This is a genomic window from Clostridium sp. OM02-18AC, from assembly GCF_003481825.1.
GTDB lineage: Bacteria > Bacillota > Clostridia > Lachnospirales > Lachnospiraceae > Brotaphodocola.
In genome coordinates, this window is sequence record NZ_QULW01000006.1 from 147074 (window position 1) to 167804 (window position 20731).

Genomic DNA, 20731 nt, shown 5'->3' on the forward strand with positions numbered 1-20731 from the left:
ATGATACAAAGGTTATTGACATTTGTAAAATATCATAATATTATCAAATCGATAAGTTATTCCTATATCATCGTATTTTTTTAGATACATATCACAAAAATTTTATTTTTTCACGCAAAAAGGAGCTTTTTTCTCATGCAAATGCAACAATTACGCTACTTTCTTGAAATTGCCAAGGAGAAAAACATCTCTGCGGCAGCGAAAAATCTGTACCTGTCGCAGCCCTCTCTTTCCCAGCAGATCATGAAACTGGAACAGGAACTGGAGGTACCGCTTCTCATCCGCCACTCCAAATCGGTTTCCCTGACCGATGCCGGGGAACAGTTTGCCCACCATGCACAGAGAATCTTAGGCGGTGTGGACCAGCTCACAGAACTGATGCACAAGCAGAGTATCCTGGAAGCAGGAACTTTGCGAATCGGCCTGTTGTGGATCGCCGGTTATACCAACTTTTTACAGATCTTAAGTGACTATCACTGTCTCCACCCGGGCTTAAACTATTCCTTTATGGTAAACGGAAGTGCTCATCTGCAACAGATGCTTCTGGACCGTAAGATCCATGCAGCGTTCATCATCGCCACAGAAGAACAGCTCGAACAGGAGCCGGATTTCTACTACTGTAAAGTTCAGGATGATTTTTACTCCATCATCACCTCCCATCAGAGTCCACTGACACTAAAAAAGACGGTTTCTGTAGAAGACTTAAAAGATGTTCCTGTCATTATGCCTTCCCCCGCGTCCGCACTGCGAAAAAGTCTGGACCGGATCTTTGAAGAAAACAACATCACACCCAACATTCTCTGCGAAACCAGCCAATCCGATCTGGTCATCCAGCTGGCTGCCCATGATCTGGGTGTCGGTATCTCTTCCAAAAGCATTGCTACAAGCATGCAGGACGGTTCCTTTGCCATCATTCCTTTCGAAAACCGCCTGCACCGCTCTATTTATTATGTAACGTTAAAAGAGCTTCTGGATTATCCATCCATCCGCTCTTTTACCAGGTATGTGAAACGTTATCAGTTAGAAAGGAAACCGCTATGAATATCGAACAGATCCGATGCGTGATCGCCATCATGGAACATAAAACCTTTTTAGAAGCCGCGTTATCCTTAAACCGCTCCCAGTCCGCAGTCTCCAAAGAAATCCGTAAAATGGAAGAAGAACTCGGAGCTCCATTGTTTGTCCGCACTACCCGGAAAGTATATCTGACTCCGGTTGGAGAAGATTTTGTGCGCTGCGGCATGAAGATTCTCGATGCCTATGATGAAATCTGTGAGTCTGTTGCAAAACACCGGGAAGAATCCTCCCGTCAGCTTCGCCTTGGCAGTATTTACTTTGGTCAGAAAAATCCTCTGGCTCCCGCCATAGCCCACTTTATCAATCTGCATCCGTCTATTGAAATCACTGTAAAAGATGGGACCACATCGCCACTTCTCCATGCCCTCATGAAAAATGAACTGGACATCGTTTTTGTTTCCAGCATGTACGCCGATGCGATCCCCAAAAAGACCTTTGCCGATGATCCGTCCTTAAAAAGCATTTCCTGTTTCCGGGATCCCTACTATGTTGTCGTTGGGAAAGGACATCCATTCCACGGGCGCAAACACTTATCCTTTGCAGAACTGGACAAACAGGCCTTTATCTTTCCGGATTCGTCCATGGATGTTTACCAACATGCACTGCAGCAGCTGTTTGAGTATTACCATGTTACCATCCATTCTTCCATCTGCTGCAGCAGCGTACGCTCTGTCCTGCACATGGTCTCCCAGAACCTGGGCATCGCCATTCTTACCCGCCTGGTTACCGAATCCGATGACCTCGACATCATCCCATTGGAAGGCGGACTGGTTCGTGATACTCAGATGGTCATGCGCAATCATCCACAAGATGAATCCGTCAGTCTGTTCTGGAATTATATGAAACAGTCCCTCAATTCCGGTTTATAACAGTTCCTGCTTCAGGATGCGTCCATCCAGGGAAGCAGCATCTACACCCTGCTCCCTGCAGTAATATGCGGCGCGTCCTGCTGCCTCGCCCAGCCGGATGCAGGTAATCATGACACGGATGCAGGCATGCGCCTCATATTCCGTAGAGATACAGCGGCCTGCCAGGATCAGGTTTTTGCAGGCATCCGTAACCATAGAACGGTATGGAATAAAGAATACACCGGTTTTGGGCTTGATGATGGTACTGGATACCCCGTTTGTATCATGGATATCAATCGGATACGAACTCTTCGCTACTGCATCTTCGAATTCTGTTCCATTCAAAACATCTTCATTGGTCAGCACATAATTTCCCATGATGCGTCTCGAGTCGCGCAGTCCGGTAAATTCTCCGGTTGCCGTAAGGTGCGCCTGCTCAAAACCCGGCACATGTTCCTGGAAAAAGCGGCTGATCCCTTTTACCTGTTTTCTTGCCTCATACTCTGCGCGGCTCCACTGCAATGTATCAAGTGGGTTCACCTGAATCCGGCTCATATTACAATAGTAAATTCCATTCGGAAGCGGACGGGCCAGCAGGTTGTTCACATACAGGCACCCTTCTTTCAGTCCCTGCTCAGCAAGTTCCCGCTTTTCTTTCTGCGGTACCTTTGCCCAGCGTTCTGCATCCACGCCGCCCATCTCGTACATCAGCGTTCCCGGCTGCAGCTGCCCCTTCTCATTTCCTGCCTTCCATCTGCATCCTGCATCCGCTGCCACAGATGCATGGAAACTCGCATCGATCACCGTGTCGGCATAAATTCGCTGGATGCCTTCCTGATTGTGGATCAGGACTGCCTCGATTTTCGAACCGTTTGTCTCGGTTCCGATCACACGGGTATGGAGCAGGACATCCGCCCCGGACTCAAACACCATATCCTCCATCACATTTTTCATGATTTCCGGATCATACGGGATGACTGCGACATCCAGATCCGGATCACCGCACAGATAAATGGTTTCAATACCGTTGCTTCCGCCTTCTGACATCAGGCGTTCCAGAATTTCCTTTACGATTCCTTTTTTCTCTGCCTTATCTTCTCCGGCTGCAAACCCCATCAGCTGCCCGATCCTGGCTCCGGTCGCTGTACCACCAAGGCTTCCGCGTTCTTCAATCAGCAGAGTTTTCACTCCGCTTTTTGCCGCAGTAACTGCTGCTGCAAATCCGGCTGTTCCGCCGCCAACTACAATACACTCATAACGCTGTTCCCAGCTTTTGATCTCCATTTTCCAGTTTTCCTCCACACGTTTCCTTCTTATTGTTCCATCCTGTACGCATAACCTACATAAACATGGCAGCAATCGGATAGCCAACAACTGCGATCACAACTGCAGCCATCACAGAAAGAATCAGACCATATTTCAGCATCAGGTCCGTCTTTAACCAGCCAGTACCGGCTGCAACTGCTGCGTGGGCAGTAGACGGCGGAGTTGCCAGTGCTACACAGGCGCCTGCACCGATCACGCTTGCGAGTGCTCCAGGGTTTACACCCGCTACTGCTCCTCCATATACCAGCGGCAGCGCAATGCTGTAAAGCAGGGTAACTGTTACGGTATTGGATGCAAAGTTTGTCAGCATAACCGTGACAACAGAAATACATACTACAAATAACATCGGGGACATATTTCCGATCAGCGGGGAAAGTGCATCGACTACCACTGCAGTCAGACCAACTTCCTCATTGGTCAGGGCACCACCCAGAATACCGGTTGCAGCAACCATCATAACAGCCGTCCACGGAACTTTGGAAATTGCCATATTAAAGTTCATCAGCGGTTTTCCATCTACATGGATCAGACACAGTGCGACCACGCCGATCATAGCCGGAGTCGGGGTACCAAGACCACTGATAAAGGAAGCAACTCCCGGCAGCACTCCTTTGATCAGACCCGGGATCATCCATAAAAATACAACGACTGCGAAAACTGCCAGAGAGTAAGTTTCCTCACGTCCCATTTTTGTAATTCCCTGGCTCAGGATTTCCGTATCCAGTTTCTGCAGACGTTCTGTCTCCAGACGGAATACAAACTTGCACAGAAGCAGTGCAATCACGAAAATAACAATTGCAGAAACAACACCGAATATAGTATAGCTTACAAAATCGATTGGCTGACCCATATCTTTCTCATACAGAGACATCGCCAGAATCGGTACGGTATGCGCGATCGGCGTCGTAATTGTGGAAAGAGATGAAAAGAACAGGATTCCCAGCATAATTACCTGCGGGAATTTATCACCCTTTTTGTAACCAAGTTCTTCAAAGATCTGCTCTGCGATCGGTACGAACACGATAAAGGTCGGTACCGGGGACATGAAAGAACCGATTACCAGCGGAGCCAAAAACAGAAGTCCGATAAAGATCCACGGATTCTTTTTGGTAAACGGACGGGTTACAAACCAGACTGCCACACGTTTTAACAGACCAGTCTGTCCCAGCACCCAGGTCACCATGGAACTGAACAGAACAAAGGATACGATCCAGCCGCCCATAGATGCCTTCAGTGCATCCGAATAACTGTAAAGCGAAGTAAACATCAGAGCCACAATACATAACACACTTGGCCAGGAAACCGAAACAAACAGCCACAACAGCACCGTTCCCAGAAAAATACCTGCCACCTGCATGCCCAGTACCGACAAGCCAAACATCGGAGGAATATACCCCATTCCAAACATCAGGAATAAACTTACTACTACCACAACCCATTTTTTTGCATTCATAAAACACTTCTCCTTTCTTGGTCATTTGTATACCGAAGTTTTCCTTTCAAGAACCAGTATAGCCATTCCCAATTTTTCAAGCAATTCGCTTTTTTGTCGATTTATTCCATTTAAGAATAAATACTGTCAGAATTGCCGTTATGGAATAAGTGCAATACAGCAAAATGAGCGGCAGATACCAAAAAACGGATATCTGCCGCTCATTTTGCAATTGATTTTTGTCACACACCGCACTTACTCAGCGAAGTATTTCTCCATGACTTCCTGTGCCGGCATCTCCTGTCCGGTGTAAAGCTTGAACGCTTCTGCACCCTGCCAGAGCAGCATGCCGATTCCAGGAATCGTCTTGCAGCCAGCGGCGGCTGCCTCTTTTAAGAGTTTGGTCTCCCGTGGATTGTAAACCACGTCGGAAACAACCAGATCCTTGCGGAACATGCCCGGATCGGTGATCAGACTCTGGTCATCCATCGGCTTCATGCCAACACGGGTTGCATTGGTGAAGATGTCGCTGTCCGCGATTTCTTTTCGGAATGCCTCCTGGTCGTCAAGATCAAACAGGTTCACCGTGCAGGACGGAACATGTTCGCGGATCTTCTCTACCGTTGTCTCTGCGTTTGCAAAGAAAGAATCCTTTCTTGCAAAGATAGAGATTTCCCGCATGCCTTCCAGTGCTGCCGTAATCTCAATTGCAGTTGCTGCACCGCCGGAACCGGCAATGGTCATCTTCTTTCCTGTGATTTCGAAACCATGTTCACGGCAGTTTCTGACCCAGCCCAGACCGTCCGTATTGTGACCGATGAGCTTGCCATGGTCATTGACTACGGTATTGACTGCTCCGATCAGTTCTGCTGCTTTCGACAGTTCGTCGCAGCATGCCAGGGTCGCAGTTTTGCATGGCATAGTAATGTTAAAGCCTTTTACATTCAGCAGGCGAAGTGCCTTTACTGCCTCTGCAGTCTCCTCTTCCTTGATATCATAGGCAAGATAAGCATAATCCAGTCCAAGCTTCTGGAAGCTGTAATTGTACATGGCCGGGGAACCGGAATGTCCTACCGGACTTCCGATCAGGCACAGCATTTGTGTATGTCCGCTAATTTCCATCTTAATCCTCCCATTCAGCAATGATTTGTGCTTTATTTTACTCTGATTTTTGCATACTGGCAAGTCATTTATTGAGGAATCTGCGCACAGCCATTATGGGAAAATAGATTTACAGGACTGCTGCCGCGATCGGATAGCCAATGAAGGAAAGTACAAGGATACTGAAAATTGCGGCAAGACCGCCGTATTTGAACATCTCCTTTACATCAACCCATCCAGTTCCTGCAACGACTGCCATCGGCATTGTGGACGGCGGAGTTGCAAATGCGTAAGATGCTGCCGCAGCGATAACGGATGCCAGTGCAACCATGTTGACATTGCCCATTGCAATTGCGATCGGGGCAGAGATCGTGAAGAATACGGTTGCGCACACGGTGTTAGAAGAAAAGTTTGTTGCAATAATACACAGGGCAGCAATAATCAGGATGAATACGCCCTGATCCAGTCCGGAAACAACCGGTGTGATCTTTTCAATCAGGAAATTGGAGATTCCTACATCTTCCAGTGTCAGGGTTCCGCTTAAAACCAGAACTGCAGCGTTGAAAATCAGAGCGCTCCACGGTACTCCCTTTGTCGCAGACTCTTTATAATCCATGATCGGCTTTCCGTCTACTTTCCAGATACATAAAATGATGATCGCAATCATAACCGGAACTGCATTGCCAAGCGCACTCAGTTTCATATTCACAATCGGCAGTGTGAGGTTCTTAAAGCAGCTCTGAATGATCCATACTGCGATAACAGCTACAAACAGGGTTGCTGCAATTTTCTCCTGTTTTCCCATCTCCGGAAGAGACTCTCTTAAATGGGAAACATCGTAATCTTTCATACGGCTTAAATCCGGTCTGTAAAGGAAACGGTACATCAGGATCAGCAGAACAAAGATCAGGATGCCCGTTGCAAAGCCAAACAGGCTATAGGAAACAATATTTACCGATAAGCCGGTCTGCTCCAGCAGAAGCTGAATCGGGATCAGGACAATCGCATGTCCAAGCGGTGTGTTGGCAGAACCGATACCGACCGCAATGCCCAGACCTAACACGATCATCTGCGGAACGCGGTCACCTTTCTGGTACTCCAGTTCGCTGAAGATCTGCTCTGCGATCGGCAGAAAGATCAGGAGTGCTGCCGTCTGTGACATAAAGGATGCCACAAACATGGCACCAAACAGGAACATGATGACGAATGCCCACGGACCTTTCTTCGCAATCTTGTTGGTCATAAACCAGATTGCCATACGTCTGGAAAAACCAACCTGGCTCAATACATGGCTTAACATAAAGAATACCATCAGGAATGCAATGGTGGAGTTACCAAAACCGGAAGAAAAGATGGCTGCCGGTTTCATCAGTCCGATCACTGCAACCATAGCCATACACAAAAAGCTTGGCCAGTCTGTTCCTACAAAGTTCCACAAAATCATAATTCCAATAAACAGACCAATTGCCTGCATGGAAGCTGTTGTAAGCCCCTCCGGTGCCGGAATCAGCGGCGTCAGCAATATAAACGCGAACGCAACCACCATGTAAATCAGATTTTTCTTATTTTTGTCCATAACTCCTTCTCCTTTGTTATCGTGAAATGTCTCACGCACCATAATGTGCACTCAGACACGCACGTATCTCTTCTGCCTTGAGTGTATCCAAATCACTGTGATCCTTCTGGGCAAGCGCAAACAGATATCCAGCGGATTCCCCGACATTCATCATAATCGGCATTACGCGGATTGCCGCAGTTACTTTTTTCTCTGCACACAGACTTTTGCCCAAAACCAGAGTGCGGTGCAATTTCTTTGGCACCAGGCTCCGGTACGGAATGTGGTACACGCCCGGTAAAACCTTCCATATTACAGACTTTGTGACTGGATCGTGAATGTCCATCGGATAACATCCGCATGCAATGCTGTCTGCAAAATCGGTCATATTTTCCAGGTCTTCCAGTTTCAGTGTGTATGAACATTCCGCCCGGCGGCCATCACGCACACCCATAACCGGGGCAATGTTGGATACATAGGCCTGTTCCATACCAGGAACTTTTTCTTTTACAAATGCAAGAACCGATAAAATCTGCTTTCTTGCATCCACAATACTCCGGGTATACGCACCTGCATCTTCATAATCGCCCTGTGCACGCGTTACATTTAAACTCACATCCCGTGAGCCTGGAATCGGGGTAAACGCAAGAATCTTTCCTTTGAGAATTCCCTGCTCAAACCCTTCCCGGATAAGGTCCGGAATCTTTCCGCTCTCCTGATACTGCTTCAGCTTGTCCATATCAACGTTGGAAAGACGGAACATCAGGGTTGCGGTAAGCTGCTGCTCTTCCGGGGTTTTGATCGTTTCACCGCCAAGTGCACGGATCACATTGGCATTTCCGGTGGCATCCGCAAGATAATCGCTGTGCAGGGTAAACGTCTCATAAAGCGTTCTTACCGTTACTTCACACTCCGCTTCCCGCTCACAGGCACGTTCCAGTTCTGTTTCATAATAAAGATCAATGCCGGCGTCCACAGCCTTTTGTTCGAAAATGATTTTTAACATTTCCGGATCATAACGCAGACGATCTACTTTGACGTCTTTGTTGGATGACATCGGAACTGCAAAATGGTATTCTGCATGACCGCTTGCAATCAGCGCATCAAAAATTTCCTGTTCAATTCCCCGATATAAGGGTTTTGACTGAAAACCGGCAGCATTCATCTCTGTCAGACCACTGCCGCATGCCATACCACCCAGATAGGTATTCTTCTCGATGATTGCCGTTTTCAGACCGGATCTTGCAGCCGCAAGCGCACATAAAATTCCAGATGTACCGCCGCCAACTACGATCAGATTGTATTTGCTTGTTTTTGACATAATCCCCTCCATGTAAATGTTCTGTCCCGTCTGCGCATTCGGTTTTTGTTTATCCAAATTGTATCCCAAAAAAACCAAAACAACAATTCCGATTCGGAAACCATCTATTCGATATTTGAAAGTTATCGGGAAGATCCATGCCGGTTGCAGCTTGCGTTTCATTCTTTCCTAATGATATAATCAACAAAGTGAGCCAGAAAGCTGCCTGCAGATTTTTGGCAAACGGCGAAATTATTGAGTGATGAAATCACGCTATCATGTCTCAAGAAAGGCAGGAATGTCTATGCATACCGATCAATTAGAATACTTTATCGCGATCGCAGAATCACTCAGTTTTACCGAAGCTTCCTACAGTCTGATGATTTCGCAGTCATCTCTGTCCAAACAGATCACCAAACTGGAAGACGAGCTGAACGTAAAACTGTTTTCCAGAGAAAAACGGCAGCTGCAGTTAACCCCTGCCGGACACGATTTTCTTGTTTATGCACAAAATGCACTGAAAAATTATCGCACGATCAAAAGCGAACTTTCCCGGTATTCCGCCGAAAAATCCATCACGATCGGCAGCGTTGACCATCTCGGAAAAGTTGGTCTTACCGAACCCATTGCCTCTTTTATGGATCAGTTTCCAGAAGACAATCTTCACATCAATATCCAGAAAGGCTATGCCCAGCAGGTCGTCTCCTGGCTTTTGGAGGGAAAAACCGATATCTGTTTTACCGCAAAAATAGAAGACCGCGAACAGCATGTTTCCAATCTGTCGGTCTTTGACCTTACCGATTATTACTGTCGCGATCTCGTCAGCGATGAATATTTTGCAATTGTCCCAAGCAACCACCCACTTGCCGGGCGAAGCTGCATCGACTGGGCAGAATTAAAGGAGGAACGCCTGCTTATCCTAGATAAGCAAAACTCAGTCAACAGTCTGATCCGCAACCGTTTTTCCTACTACCATATCGTCCCTCATATTGCATTTGAATGCAACCAGACCGATGCGCTCTTGAAGATGGTGGAAGATGGTTATGGCATTACCTTTCTCTCCGGATTGGTTGCCACCACCACCTACGATGTGAGAAAAATCAAAATGAATCAGCCGCTTTCCCGCTATACCACCATGATCGTGAAAAACAGCCAGATGCAGAAAAAGAGCCTTGTTTCCCAGTTTGCTTCTTATGTAGAAGCTTTTTGTATCCATTAAAAGTCCAGCTTCTTCTCTTTGCCTATAACTGTTTTACACTATAAAACCAAAACCAGCGTCACCACGATGCAGACGATACTGATCATCGCAGAAAGCGTGTTGATCGCGCTGGAAAAGCCATAATCTTCGCCAAGATTCGCCGTAAAAGCCGGAACTGCAGCGGAAATCGGGCTGAACACTAAAAATGCAAGTGCCTGACGGTACTCCAGCTGGAAAGGGAGCAGACGAAAACATGCTACTGCCAGCAAAACAGAAATTCCGTAGCGAAACACAAGAATGCGCACCATGTCAGCAATCTGTTCCCGGTTTATGGACAATTCCATGCCGACGCCCAGCATCAGCATTGCCAGAAACGGGTTCGCATTTCCGATCACCCCGGCAAATGTGACAACCACCTCTGGCAGCTTTACATGAAACAGGTTCAGCGCCGTCATAATAATGTAGGTATCAAAGGGAACAGAACGCACCAAAGTACCGGCAATCTGTTTGAGATCCATTTTTCCGTCTCCATGCTTGATCATGGAAGCGATGCAGTAGGAACCGCCCAGGCACATAAACGCATTGCCGGTATCAAACAGACTGGTCGTCATCATGCCATCTGTCCCCAGAAAGCTCTGTACAAACGGCATTGTAAAAGTTCCAATATTATATCCGGAAATATTGAGCACTTTAAATGCCCGTTTTTCCTTCGGTGCGCGTAGGTTCAGCACATACATGACTGCCATATAAATCACACTGCCGCCAAATCCAAATAAACACAAAACCAGCATGGAAGGAGAAATCTCCTTTCCTGCCACACTGCTTACCAGCGCTGCCGGCAAAGTAACCTTTAAAACAAGTTTTGAAAGTACATGAAAATCTTCTTTCTGAAATACACCAATCCGGCGCAGCATGTATCCCAGCAGGATGATGGCGATAAAACATCCCGCTTTCATAAGTATTGCAGTCATAAATAACTTACCATCCTTCTTTTATCTTCCGCAGTTCATTGTGCATCAGAATTTCCCGGATAGCAAGCTGTTTTTTGTTTTATTCGGTCTTGCTATGCTGCATGGTTACTGTTCACGCACAGATCCGTAACCCTGCATTCCCTGCTTGCCCGGTTCTGTTATTCATATTTCGTTCACAATTCATTCAAAAACCTTTTACAGATTTAACATGATTTCTTCACGATTTCTCCCTATACTATAACCATAAACAACAAGAGCAAACGAGTTGTTTATAAAACGCTTAAAAGATTTTTTTCATAATACTCGAGCTGATAACGCAGGTTATCAGCTCTCCTCCCTTTTTATAACGACAAAAAGCAAGTGCATTTCCCGGCACTTGCTTTTTTTGTATCTTTTCTTCTTTTTCCCATTTGTTCAGGGCGCGAAAATAACCATGCGGGGACATTCCTGCATTTCCACGCGTTCCATGTTACCGCATACAAATATAGACCAGATACCCTGCATACATAAGCAGCATGACCACGCCTTCCATCCGGCTGATGCGCAGCTTGCTGCGGCATAAAAACCAGGTAAGCACACTGGCTACAATCAGACATGCCGTGTCGATGACCGCAAACGGTGTTACCGCGATCGGATGAACCGCTGCGGAAGCCGCAAGCACCATCAGGATATTAAAAATGTTGGAGCCGATGACATTTCCGAGCGCCAGTCCGTTTTCCCCTTTTCTGGATGCCACCACAGAAGTGACCAGCTCCGGCAGGGAAGTTCCAAGTGCTACAACCGTCAGACCAACCAGGGTCTGGGAAAGACCGAAGGAAAGTGCAATGGCTTTCGCGCTGTCGACCACCAGATTGCCGCCACATACGATCGCTGCAATGCCGCCAAAAATATAGATCACACTCCAAAGCGGGGAAAGCACGGAAATTTCTTCATCTGCCTCAGTCCGGTTTGTGAGCGCATCGCGGATTGTCAGGGCAATAAAACCGGCAAACAAGACCAGTAAAAAAACAGCTTCCGGGCGACTGATGAAGTGGTCACGGACGATCATAAAAAACAGAACCACTGCCACACCAACAGACGCTGCATAATCCCAGCGCAGCTGTACCGCGAACGGACGGATGACCCCGCAGGCTCCGAGAACCACCAGAAGGTTAAACAGGTTCGATCCGATGACATTGCCCACCGCGATCTCATTATTCCCGGTCAGCGCAGCCGTTGTGCTGACTGCCAGCTCCGGCGCGCTGGTTCCAAATGCCACAATGGTAAGACCGATAATAATACTTGGAACACGGAGTGCCCGTGCAATGGAAGAGCTCGCCTCCACAAAATAATCCGCTCCCTTGATCAGAAGCACAAAGCCGATGATCAGCCAGACGTACATCATAATCTTTCCTCCTGCCCTGTCCCCAGGTTTTTGTATTCTTTCGTGAAGTGAAATACAGTATAGGTGGTTTTGATGTACTTGTCAAGGCGGTGCCGGCTTTCTCCATGCACTTATCGAAAATCTCTTTATTCCGTGTATGCGTATCTGCATTGAGTACACCGCATAAAATGATGGCCGGTGTGACGCAGCCCACAATCATGGCTACGACATGCTGGAATGCCAGCGGGAGCAGGTCTCGTGATTGATTTTATTTTTGTCTATATAACTATTTTTTAGCTTTTATTTTTGGGAACTGTACATGGTCTGCCAGGAGCCACAGGGATAGAAGATTTGGATATGCCATCAGGCCATTCACCAGATCCGACATAAGCCAGACAAGCTCCAAACGGCAGATGCACCCCAGCCAGACTGCCAGAAGATAAAGAATGATATACAGATATTCCGTATTTACACCAGGACACAGGTACTCTGCCAGATAAGAAAACATCTGTCTTCCTATATAGTACCAGCCAACAATCGTGGCAAAAGCGAACGCAGCCATGCTGATGGACACCAGAAATCCGCCAAAACTGCCGAGAATTTTGGTAAAACAAAAGGAGGTAAGAGCAGCGCCATCCAGACCAGACTCCATTCCTGCACACAAAATCACCAGAGCCGTCAGCGTGCAGATCACCATCGTATCAACAAACACCTCAAACATGGCCCACATGCCCTGTTCCTCCGGCGTGGTATCCTCGACCGCGCCATGCAGCACCGCAAGCGTTCCAAGTCCCGCTTCGTTGGAAAACACCCCCCGGGCCAGGCCAAAACGCACACTTCGTGAAAACAGAAATCCGGCAATTCCACCGCCGGCCGCCCCTGGTGTCCAGGCTTCTTTTAAAATCTTCCCAAGCACCACCGGAATGCTGCGTCGGCACACCACCAGAACCCTCACGGAAAAGAAAAAATAAATTCCCGCAGACAGCGGAACAAACCAGGAAGTCATCCGGGAAATGCGCCGGATCCCTCCCCACACCACTGCAGCCGTCAGGGCCGTTACCAGAACTGCCGCAATTTCCTGCTTCATGCCGGCTTCATAGCAAAGCGTTTCACTGACCGCATTCGCCTGCACCATGCTTCCCATCCCCAGAGACGCCAGTACCGCAAACAGCGCATAAATCAGTCCCAGGCTCCGGCAGCCCAGTCCTCGCTCCATAGACACCATGGGACCACACTGCCACGTGCCATCCGGCCTGCGATAACGGTACTTCTGTCCCAGGCTGGTTTCCGCGTAAGCCGTGGCCATGCCGATGAGGGCTGAAATCCAGAGCCAAAACACGGCACCGGGGCCGCCGGCAGTCAGAGCCGTGGCCACTCCGACAATATTGCCTGTGCCAATGGTAGCAGCCAGCGCAGTGCAGGAGGTCTGGAATGAAGAAATCGAACCTTTTCCAAGACTTCCCACCGTCTTTTTCCACCAGTATGGTAGTTTCCGGATCTGAAATCCACCAGACTTCACGGTAAAGAACAGTCCTGTCCCCAGAAACAAAAGCATCGTCCACGGCCCCCAGACGATTTCGTGTAACAGCTGCAATGTCTGCTGCATGGTTATCTCCGGATATTAGCTTTTCTATTCATCTTATGCAGAAACGTTCCTTCTTTTGTCACCCATGAAATCTTATTTTTGCAGCATACGCCACAAGGTAGTACGACTGATCTGCAAATGCTCTACCGTTTTTGTTCGATTCATATTTTCCTGTTCAAGAACAATTTGGGCAATATCTCGATTGATTTCCTCTAGGGATTGCTCCAGATTGATTATGGCATATCCTGGCTGAAGCACCGGTACAAATAATTGTGTTTCCTGATGTAACGCTGTCCGGAGCTGATCCACTGAAATATAATCCCCATCTGTCTGTACAATTAATTCTCGTATCATTCTTTTAAACTGGGCGAGATTCTGAGACCAGCTAAAAGATCGGATCAGGTCCATGGCTCCTGATTCGAATCCTACAACCTGTTTTCCGAGTTCCGTATTTGCCTGACTGATATACAGAGTTGCAATATTAGAGAGATCTTCGACTCGTTCCCGAAGTGGAGGCAGCTGAAGCTTCAAACACAACAGTTCCGTTGTCAAATATCGAAGGATATAATTATCAGCAGCGGTGTAGGCACTGATTGTATAAGAAAACAGAAATCGGTTTTGCCTATGCCCTTCATTGCTTTTCAAATATAAAAATAGTTTCTTTGCAACCGCTTCGTTCAGTACATGAATGTCTTTGATAAAAATAGTGCTATTTAAATCATTAAATGGAGAATCCGGATGGTCCATATAATAAGACCATTTTTTATTGTTTGTAGTATTGCAATCAATGACACAATACGGATTACTTTTGTATGCACTCTGGCTTTGTATAAAAGCAGCCGCCTGATCCTTTCCGGTTCCATATTCCCCTAATATTAATACAGATTGGCGCGTATCCGCATACGATTCAAGAATCCTGCGCGTTTTGCCGATCATATTCGCATTTCCATAAGAATCGCTTTCAAAACTGATTGTTTCTTTTTCTTCCGTAGCGGAAAGAGGATCGTCATTTTTCTGCTGCGAAGCCAGCTTTCTGGTCAAAAAAATACAGAAATATTTTTTCTTTTCCACAAAAATATGTGCCGAACGGAAAGAAAGAAAAAACCGATCCGTCTGTTCTTCTAAACAAAAAGAATTGTCTGAAATAAAAGAATCCAGATGTGTTTTTATGATTTCAAAAATAGCTTTGTTATCCGAGATGTTCTGTAAATTACTGAATACACAATCAAAATCCCTATCATAAATCATTACATATTCGTGGCTTTGTGAAAAAGCAGCTTCCAACAGCTTTGCCTGATGACGGTAAAATGTTACCTGATGAGCCTTCAATAAAGCCTGCTTAAAAGCAGTTTCAATGCTCTCTCTACTGGAGGTAATCAAAATATGGTTCAAACCAAGCTCATAAGCAATATGCGAGGTACTATAATCGCAGAGGACCATTTCATATCCATCTTTCCGAAGTTCTGATATTTCAGCCTTAAAATCAGAATAATCATTCAAAGTAACCGTCTTGATATTATATTGCATGAGATTACACAATAAAGTAGCATTCTGCGTAATAGCCGAAATACCAATAATAGCAAATCTGCTGGTATAATTTTCAGCTAGCTTAATCGCACGCAGAATATCATATGTAGTAAGTTCTATTTTGACGACGGGAATATCCATGCTCTTTTGTAATCGCTCTGCTGTACCTCCGCGCGCAATGATCACATCCAGTTCATCCGGAGCATAGGACCGCGCTATTTCTACTGCCTTTTCCAAGCTGCTTATCCGGACCGTCAATTCAATATCCTCGTACTGCGTGACAATATCATTTAAAATCTGCTGCATGCCAGGATATGGAACGATTGCAAGAATACGAGTTTTCATAATTCATCTCCAATCAAAATAGTCATCTGGTTTGGTTTTGTATAAAAATCATATCACAAATCATCAAATGTTTCAATACTAAACATCTAAATATAATTATCAACAATATTTCCCTTCCAAAATTGTATAAATTGTGGAAAATATTATTATGTTTAATAATGAAACATTTTTGTCTGGTCAAAATGTTGAATTTAGCAACATTATAGTTTAAGGTGTAAGCAAATGAAGGGAGGAACAAACAACTATGAAAGGTAAGCTTAAACTGAATTTTCTTTTTCCATTAATCATGATCGTGGCATCCGCTGTATGGATTTACAAAGGAATTACAGAGTATGGATTATGGGATTCAGCTGCTGGTGCTCCAAAAGACGGTTTTTTCCCAGTTGTCATTGCAGCTGTTCTTTTAATAGCCAGCATATTTAATTTTATCAGCAGTTTTAAAGAAGAAGCTGTCACAGTAGATTGGAAAGCCTGTATTCTTCTGGGCGCGATTGTGCTGGTTTATTTCTTCACCAAATATATTGGATTTCTTCCAGCACTATTTGTCTTCTATGTATTATGGTTGAAACTGTATGCGAAAGTTAACTGGAAAACTACGATAATTGCGACAGCAGCTATGTTTGTCATTATCTATTTTGGATTCGGTCTCGGCCTAAAGATCCGGTTTCCAAAAGGCGCATGGTTGAAATTGTTAGGATAGGAGGAGACTTGTATGGAAACTTTGAATTATCTGCTTTCGGGATTTCAGACAGCATTGACATTTCAAAATGTCGGTGCTGCTGCCATCGGTGCTGTTCTTGGACTCATCGTAGGTGCAATGCCTGGTATCGGTTCCTTAGTCGGAATAGCATTATTATTACCACTGACCTACGCGTTCAACCCTACAACAGCCATTATCATGTTAGGTGCTATCTATTACGCTAATATGTTTGGCGGTGCTTTTAGTTCTATTTTGATCAATGTCCCTGGAGATGCACCTGCTATTATGACAGCTCTAGACGGTTATCCGCTGGCTCGAAAAGGAAAACCTGGTAAGGCATTAATGGTATCAAACATGTCTTCCTTTGTCGGCGGACTGATCGGCATGGTCATACTGACCTTTTTCGGCCCGGCACTGGCTGAATTCGGTTTAAAATTTGGCCCTGCTGAAATGACTACGCTGATGCTTGTGGCATTAAGTTCCATTAGCTGGCTCATTGAAGGAAATGTGTTAAAGGGACTGGCGATCACCTGCATTGGCATTCTCATTGCAACCATTGGAATCAGCACAAACACAGGAGAAGCCAGATACACATTTGGAGTTGTGCATTTGCTGAGTGGAGTCAATTTCATTCCTCTGGTCGTAGGCTTTATTGGAATGGCACAGGTATTTAACCTGGTGACACAGGAAGAACGTGAGAACGAGCTTGTCGTAAAAAAGATTGGCATAAAAGATTGCAAACTAGAAAAAGAAGATATATCCAGAATAAAATCTCCCGTTATCCGAGGTGGAATCCTTGGTTCTGTCATTGGCTTTATTCCCGGTGCTGGAGCTACAATGGCATCTATTGTGAATTATACGATTCAGAAAAAGTCAAAAAATAAAGAACCGCTTGGTACCGGTGCAATTGAAGGAATTGCCGCATCAGAAGCAGCAAATAATGGAGCAGCAGCAGGTGCATTTGGTCCGCTTCTTGCGTTAGGAATTCCCGGAAGCGGCACAACAGCTGTACTTCTTGGTGGGTTAATGATGTGGGGCTTACAGCCAGGACCAAGATTATTTATTGACTCTCCTGACTTTGCCTGGGGCTTGATTTCATCTTTATATGTTTCCAATATCATTTCATTAGTGTTTGCGCTCGTTATGATTCCAGTCATTATGAAGGTGATCTGTATCCCCAATAAAATCCTGATTCCAACTATCACAATGGTATGTTTTGTTGGATCCTATGCTTCCACAACTTCCATGTGGGGAGTTCTGATCATGATCATCGGCGGAATCCTCGGGTATCTCTTCCAGCGCTTTGGCTATTCCGCATCACCGATGCTGCTTGCCACCATTCTTTCTGTAACATTTGAGATTAATCTTCGCAGAGCATTAAATATATCGGGGGGAAGTCTTAGCATTTTCGTGGAAAAACCTTTATCACTGGTTTTCCTGTTGATTTTCATCGGTTTGATGTTTAGTCCTGTTCTCAAAAAGATTTACAAAAAAGCCAGACAGAAAAACAGATAAGAATTGCAGTAGCAATCTATATAATAATTCATTCAGGAGGAATTAACATGAAAAAATCAACCGTAGTATCTCTTGGCGCACTCTTGACCTGTGTAATGTTGGCCGGATGTGGAAGCAGCGAAACTGCATCAAAACCGGCAGCCGATACAACACAGAATGCATCTGTGTCAGAAAGCTCTGAAGAAACCGCAAAAGAAGAATCTACAGAAGAAGCAAAATCTGCGTGGGAACCTAGCGGTACGATCACATTTAACATCAGTTCTAAAGCAGGTGGAAACTCAGATTTGTTTGCCCGTACAATTGCCGATATTTGTACAAAAGAAGGACTTGTTAAGCCTACGATTGTCATTAACAACAATTCTGATGGTGGTGGAAATATCGTGAGAATTGAAACACATGATACCTCTGATCCTGACAATACATTACTTTGCTTTTCTTCCGGTGACATGCAGAGTATGTTAAGTTCAGACATCGGATTAACCATTACCGACTTTGCTCCGCTTGCAACACTGGCCGCTGATAAACAATTAATCTTCGCCAGCACAAATAGTAAATATCAAAGCTTCGATGACATTATGTCAGCAATTGAATCAGGAACAAAATTAAACGTTGGCGGAACCAAGAGTAATGAAATGACTGCCTTTAATATGTTTGCGGATGAGCTCGACAAAGCAGATGGTTTCAATTACATGATGTATGATTCTTCTTCAGAATCTATTACTGCATTGATGGGTGATCACATCGAGCTTGCAATGGGTTCTCCTGCAGCTGCAATTTCTTATGTAGAGAGCGGAGATATTACTCCAGTTGTAGCATTATCAAGCGAACGTTTTGAAGCCCCGCTTGACACTGCACCTACTATGGAAGAGCTTGGATATAAAACAGTTGAGAATCCAATGTGGAGAAGTGTGATCGCATCCGCTTCCATGAGCGAGGAGGCTCAGCAATATTGGAGTGATGTATTTAAAAAAGTGTCTGAGAGTGACGCATGGAAAGAATATCTTAGCAAATATTTATTAAGTCCATATTACAATGATTTGGAGACAACTCGCCAGATCATGACTGATGCAAACGATGCATATCTTGCAGATAAATAATCAAAAATAAAAAGTCGGCTGTGTTCTGACCAAAACTGCTTGGCATGGGAAGACCACAGCCCTTTTTCTATCAGGAGGAGTGATACTATGCCAAAATGGCTGGAAAATGCAGTATTCTATGAAATATATCCGCAAAGTTTTTGCGACAGTAACGGAGATGGAATCGGTGATATTCCTGGAATTATCAGTAAACTTGATTATATTAAAGAGCTTGGCTGCAATGCAATCTGGATGAATCCCTGTTTTGATTCTCCTTTTTTTGATGCTGGATATGATATTCGAGATTACTATAAAGTTGCGCCACGCTATGGGACGAATCAGGATATCGCCAATTTATTTGAAGAAGTACATAAAAGAGACATGCATATCATCCTGGATCTGGTTCCCGGCCATACGTCAATTGAACATCCATGGTTCAAAATCTCAGCTTCAAGCTTAAAAAATGAGTACACAGAACGATATATTTGGACTCCCTATCGAAAGGTAAAACCTCAAATAGATCAGCCTGGTGAAAATAATTATAATATTCGTGGATTTATTATTGGTTTTGGAGGCAGACCAGGATGCTGCGCTGTTAATTTCTATTCTACACAGCCTGCGTTGAATTATGGTTTTGCAAGAGTAGATGACCCCAGCTGGCAGTTGCCCATGGATGCCCCCGGTCCGCTTGCAACAAGAGATGCATTAAAAGACATCATGCGGTTTTGGTTGGAAATGGGATGTGATGGTTTCCGGGTTGATATGGCCGGAGAAGTGATAAAGAACGACCCAGATCAGGAAGGAAATGTTCGATTATGGCGATATTTTCGTGATTTTCTTGATCAGGAATTCCCAAATGCGGCCATGATCTCCGAATGGGGATATCCTTCTTACTCCATTCGTGGAGGCTTTCATATGGATTTCCTTTTAAAGAGAGGGAAGCAGCACTATTGGGAACTCTTCCGTTCTGATACCCCTTACTTTTCCAGAGCCGGAAAAGGAGATATTTCCGGTTTTGTAGAAAACTTTTGTAAAGATTATGAAATGACAGATGGAAAGGGATTAATCTGCACACCTTCCGGGAATCATGATATCAGCAGAATCCGCGAGCATTTAGATGATGAAGAAATAAAAATTGCCTTCGCATTCATTCTATCTATGCCAGGAGCACCATTTCTTTATTACGGTGATGAAATTGGAATGAAAAATCTGGACGGATTGGATTCTGTCGAAGGCAGTGAAGAAAGAACACAGTGCAGAACTCCTATGCAATGGAATACAAAAGTAAATGCCGGATTCTCCGCTGCTGGTACAGATAAATTATATGCACCAATCGATCCAGATTGCAACAGACCTACTGTAGAAGAACAGATGACTCGCCCAGATTCACTCTGGCATGAAATACAGGAACTGATTCATATTAGAAAAACACATCCTGCCTTACAGTCATGTCCATCCATCCGATTTCTGTATGCCGAAAAAGGAAAATACCCTCTTGTCTACGTAAGAGAATGCGAGACGGAGAAAGTGTTGATTGTTCTTAATCCGAAAGATAAAGAAGCAAGTTGTAAACTTACAGAAAAAGTATATGTAAAATCTGTCATTTATTCAAACCATGGAACAGCAAAAATCCAGGCAAACACTTTGACTGTCCCAGCGGCATCCGCATCATTTTTTGCAATTTAAGAGAACTGAAAAAGCACGGGCATGCAAACGGTAGAATTTACTTTTGAAAGTTTCAGCTGAAAAACACAGCTGACTTGAAAAAGTAAATTCCAGTGCAAAAGTAAATTCCACCGCTCTTTTAAAAGT

16 protein-coding genes are annotated in these 20731 nt (G+C 45.1%); 7 read left to right on the plus strand and 9 right to left on the minus strand.

Features of this window, described 5'->3' with window-relative positions; translation table 11 throughout:
- Window positions 1–135: 135 nt before the first annotated feature.
- Window positions 136–1041, plus strand: coding sequence for a LysR family transcriptional regulator (locus DXB18_RS06250; protein WP_118706623.1), 906 nt, complete (start codon window positions 136–138; stop codon window positions 1039–1041).
- On the plus strand, window positions 1038–1946 hold the full coding sequence (locus DXB18_RS06255; protein ID WP_118706625.1) for a LysR family transcriptional regulator: 909 nt from the start codon (window positions 1038–1040) through the stop codon (window positions 1944–1946). Before DXB18_RS06250 ends, DXB18_RS06255 begins: the two co-directional genes overlap by 4 nt.
- Here the strand turns inward: DXB18_RS06255 and DXB18_RS06260 are convergent.
- The 5 genes from DXB18_RS06260 to DXB18_RS06280 form a co-directional block, all read right to left on the minus strand.
- The gene (locus DXB18_RS06260) at window positions 1941–3209 is read right to left on the minus strand and encodes an FAD-dependent oxidoreductase (RefSeq protein WP_118706627.1); all 1269 of its coding nucleotides are present in this window, start codon (window positions 3207–3209) and stop codon (window positions 1941–1943) included. The two genes, DXB18_RS06255 and DXB18_RS06260, sit on opposite strands and share 6 nt — an antisense overlap.
- A 55-nt stretch (window positions 3210–3264) precedes the next feature.
- Window positions 3265–4704, minus strand: a complete 1440-nt coding sequence (locus tag DXB18_RS06265) for an SLC13 family permease (RefSeq protein ID WP_118706629.1) — start codon at window positions 4702–4704, stop codon at window positions 3265–3267.
- A 234-nt stretch (window positions 4705–4938) separates the two neighbouring features.
- Window positions 4939–5811, minus strand: coding sequence for a shikimate dehydrogenase (gene aroE / locus DXB18_RS06270; RefSeq protein WP_118706653.1), 873 nt, complete (start codon window positions 5809–5811; stop codon window positions 4939–4941).
- Window positions 5812–5914: 103 nt separating this feature from the next.
- A complete protein-coding gene (locus tag DXB18_RS06275) occupies window positions 5915–7360 on the minus strand; it encodes an SLC13 family permease (protein WP_182430491.1) in 1446 nt (481 codons plus the stop codon).
- Between the two features lie 31 nt (window positions 7361–7391).
- A complete protein-coding gene (locus DXB18_RS06280) occupies window positions 7392–8660 on the minus strand; it encodes an FAD-dependent oxidoreductase (protein ID WP_182430492.1) in 1269 nt (422 codons plus the stop codon).
- Window positions 8661–8943: 283 nt separating this feature from the next.
- On the opposite strand from DXB18_RS06280, the gene DXB18_RS06285 reads away from it, so the two are divergent.
- Window positions 8944–9858 carry a LysR family transcriptional regulator gene (locus tag DXB18_RS06285; protein ID WP_182430493.1) on the plus strand — a complete coding sequence of 305 codons (915 nt, stop codon included), beginning with the start codon at window positions 8944–8946 and terminating at the stop codon, window positions 9856–9858.
- 38 nt (window positions 9859–9896) lie between these two features.
- Here DXB18_RS06285 and DXB18_RS06290 read toward each other — a convergent pair whose 3' ends face one another.
- The 4 genes from DXB18_RS06290 to DXB18_RS06305 form a co-directional block, all read right to left on the minus strand.
- Entirely contained in the window at window positions 9897–10808 is a 912-nt protein-coding gene (locus DXB18_RS06290) for an AEC family transporter (RefSeq protein ID WP_118540250.1), read from the minus strand.
- Window positions 10809–11277: 469 nt separating this feature from the next.
- Entirely contained in the window at window positions 11278–12192 is a 915-nt protein-coding gene (locus tag DXB18_RS06295) for a calcium/sodium antiporter (protein WP_118540251.1), read from the minus strand.
- A 265-nt stretch (window positions 12193–12457) separates the two neighbouring features.
- Window positions 12458–13777, minus strand: a complete 1320-nt coding sequence (locus DXB18_RS06300) for an amino acid carrier protein (protein ID WP_118706637.1) — start codon at window positions 13775–13777, stop codon at window positions 12458–12460.
- A gap of 72 nt (window positions 13778–13849) precedes the next feature.
- A complete protein-coding gene (locus tag DXB18_RS06305) occupies window positions 13850–15628 on the minus strand; it encodes a sigma-54-dependent transcriptional regulator (RefSeq protein ID WP_118706639.1) in 1779 nt (592 codons plus the stop codon).
- Between the two features lie 244 nt (window positions 15629–15872).
- Here DXB18_RS06305 and DXB18_RS06310 point away from each other — a divergent pair, with 244 nt between their 5' ends.
- From DXB18_RS06310 to DXB18_RS06325, 4 genes are all read left to right on the plus strand, one after another.
- Window positions 15873–16328, plus strand: a complete 456-nt coding sequence (locus tag DXB18_RS06310) for a tripartite tricarboxylate transporter TctB family protein (protein ID WP_118540254.1) — start codon at window positions 15873–15875, stop codon at window positions 16326–16328.
- Window positions 16329–16340: 12 nt separating this feature from the next.
- Window positions 16341–17843 (plus strand): tripartite tricarboxylate transporter permease, encoded by a 1503-nt coding sequence (locus tag DXB18_RS06315; RefSeq protein WP_118540255.1) that lies wholly within the window; start codon window positions 16341–16343, stop codon window positions 17841–17843.
- 47 nt (window positions 17844–17890) lie between these two features.
- Window positions 17891–18940, plus strand: coding sequence for a tripartite tricarboxylate transporter substrate-binding protein (locus DXB18_RS06320; protein ID WP_118540256.1), 1050 nt, complete (start codon window positions 17891–17893; stop codon window positions 18938–18940).
- Between the two features lie 87 nt (window positions 18941–19027).
- Window positions 19028–20605, plus strand: coding sequence for an alpha-amylase family glycosyl hydrolase (locus tag DXB18_RS06325; protein ID WP_118540257.1), 1578 nt, complete (start codon window positions 19028–19030; stop codon window positions 20603–20605).
- Window positions 20606–20731 lie beyond the last annotated feature (126 nt).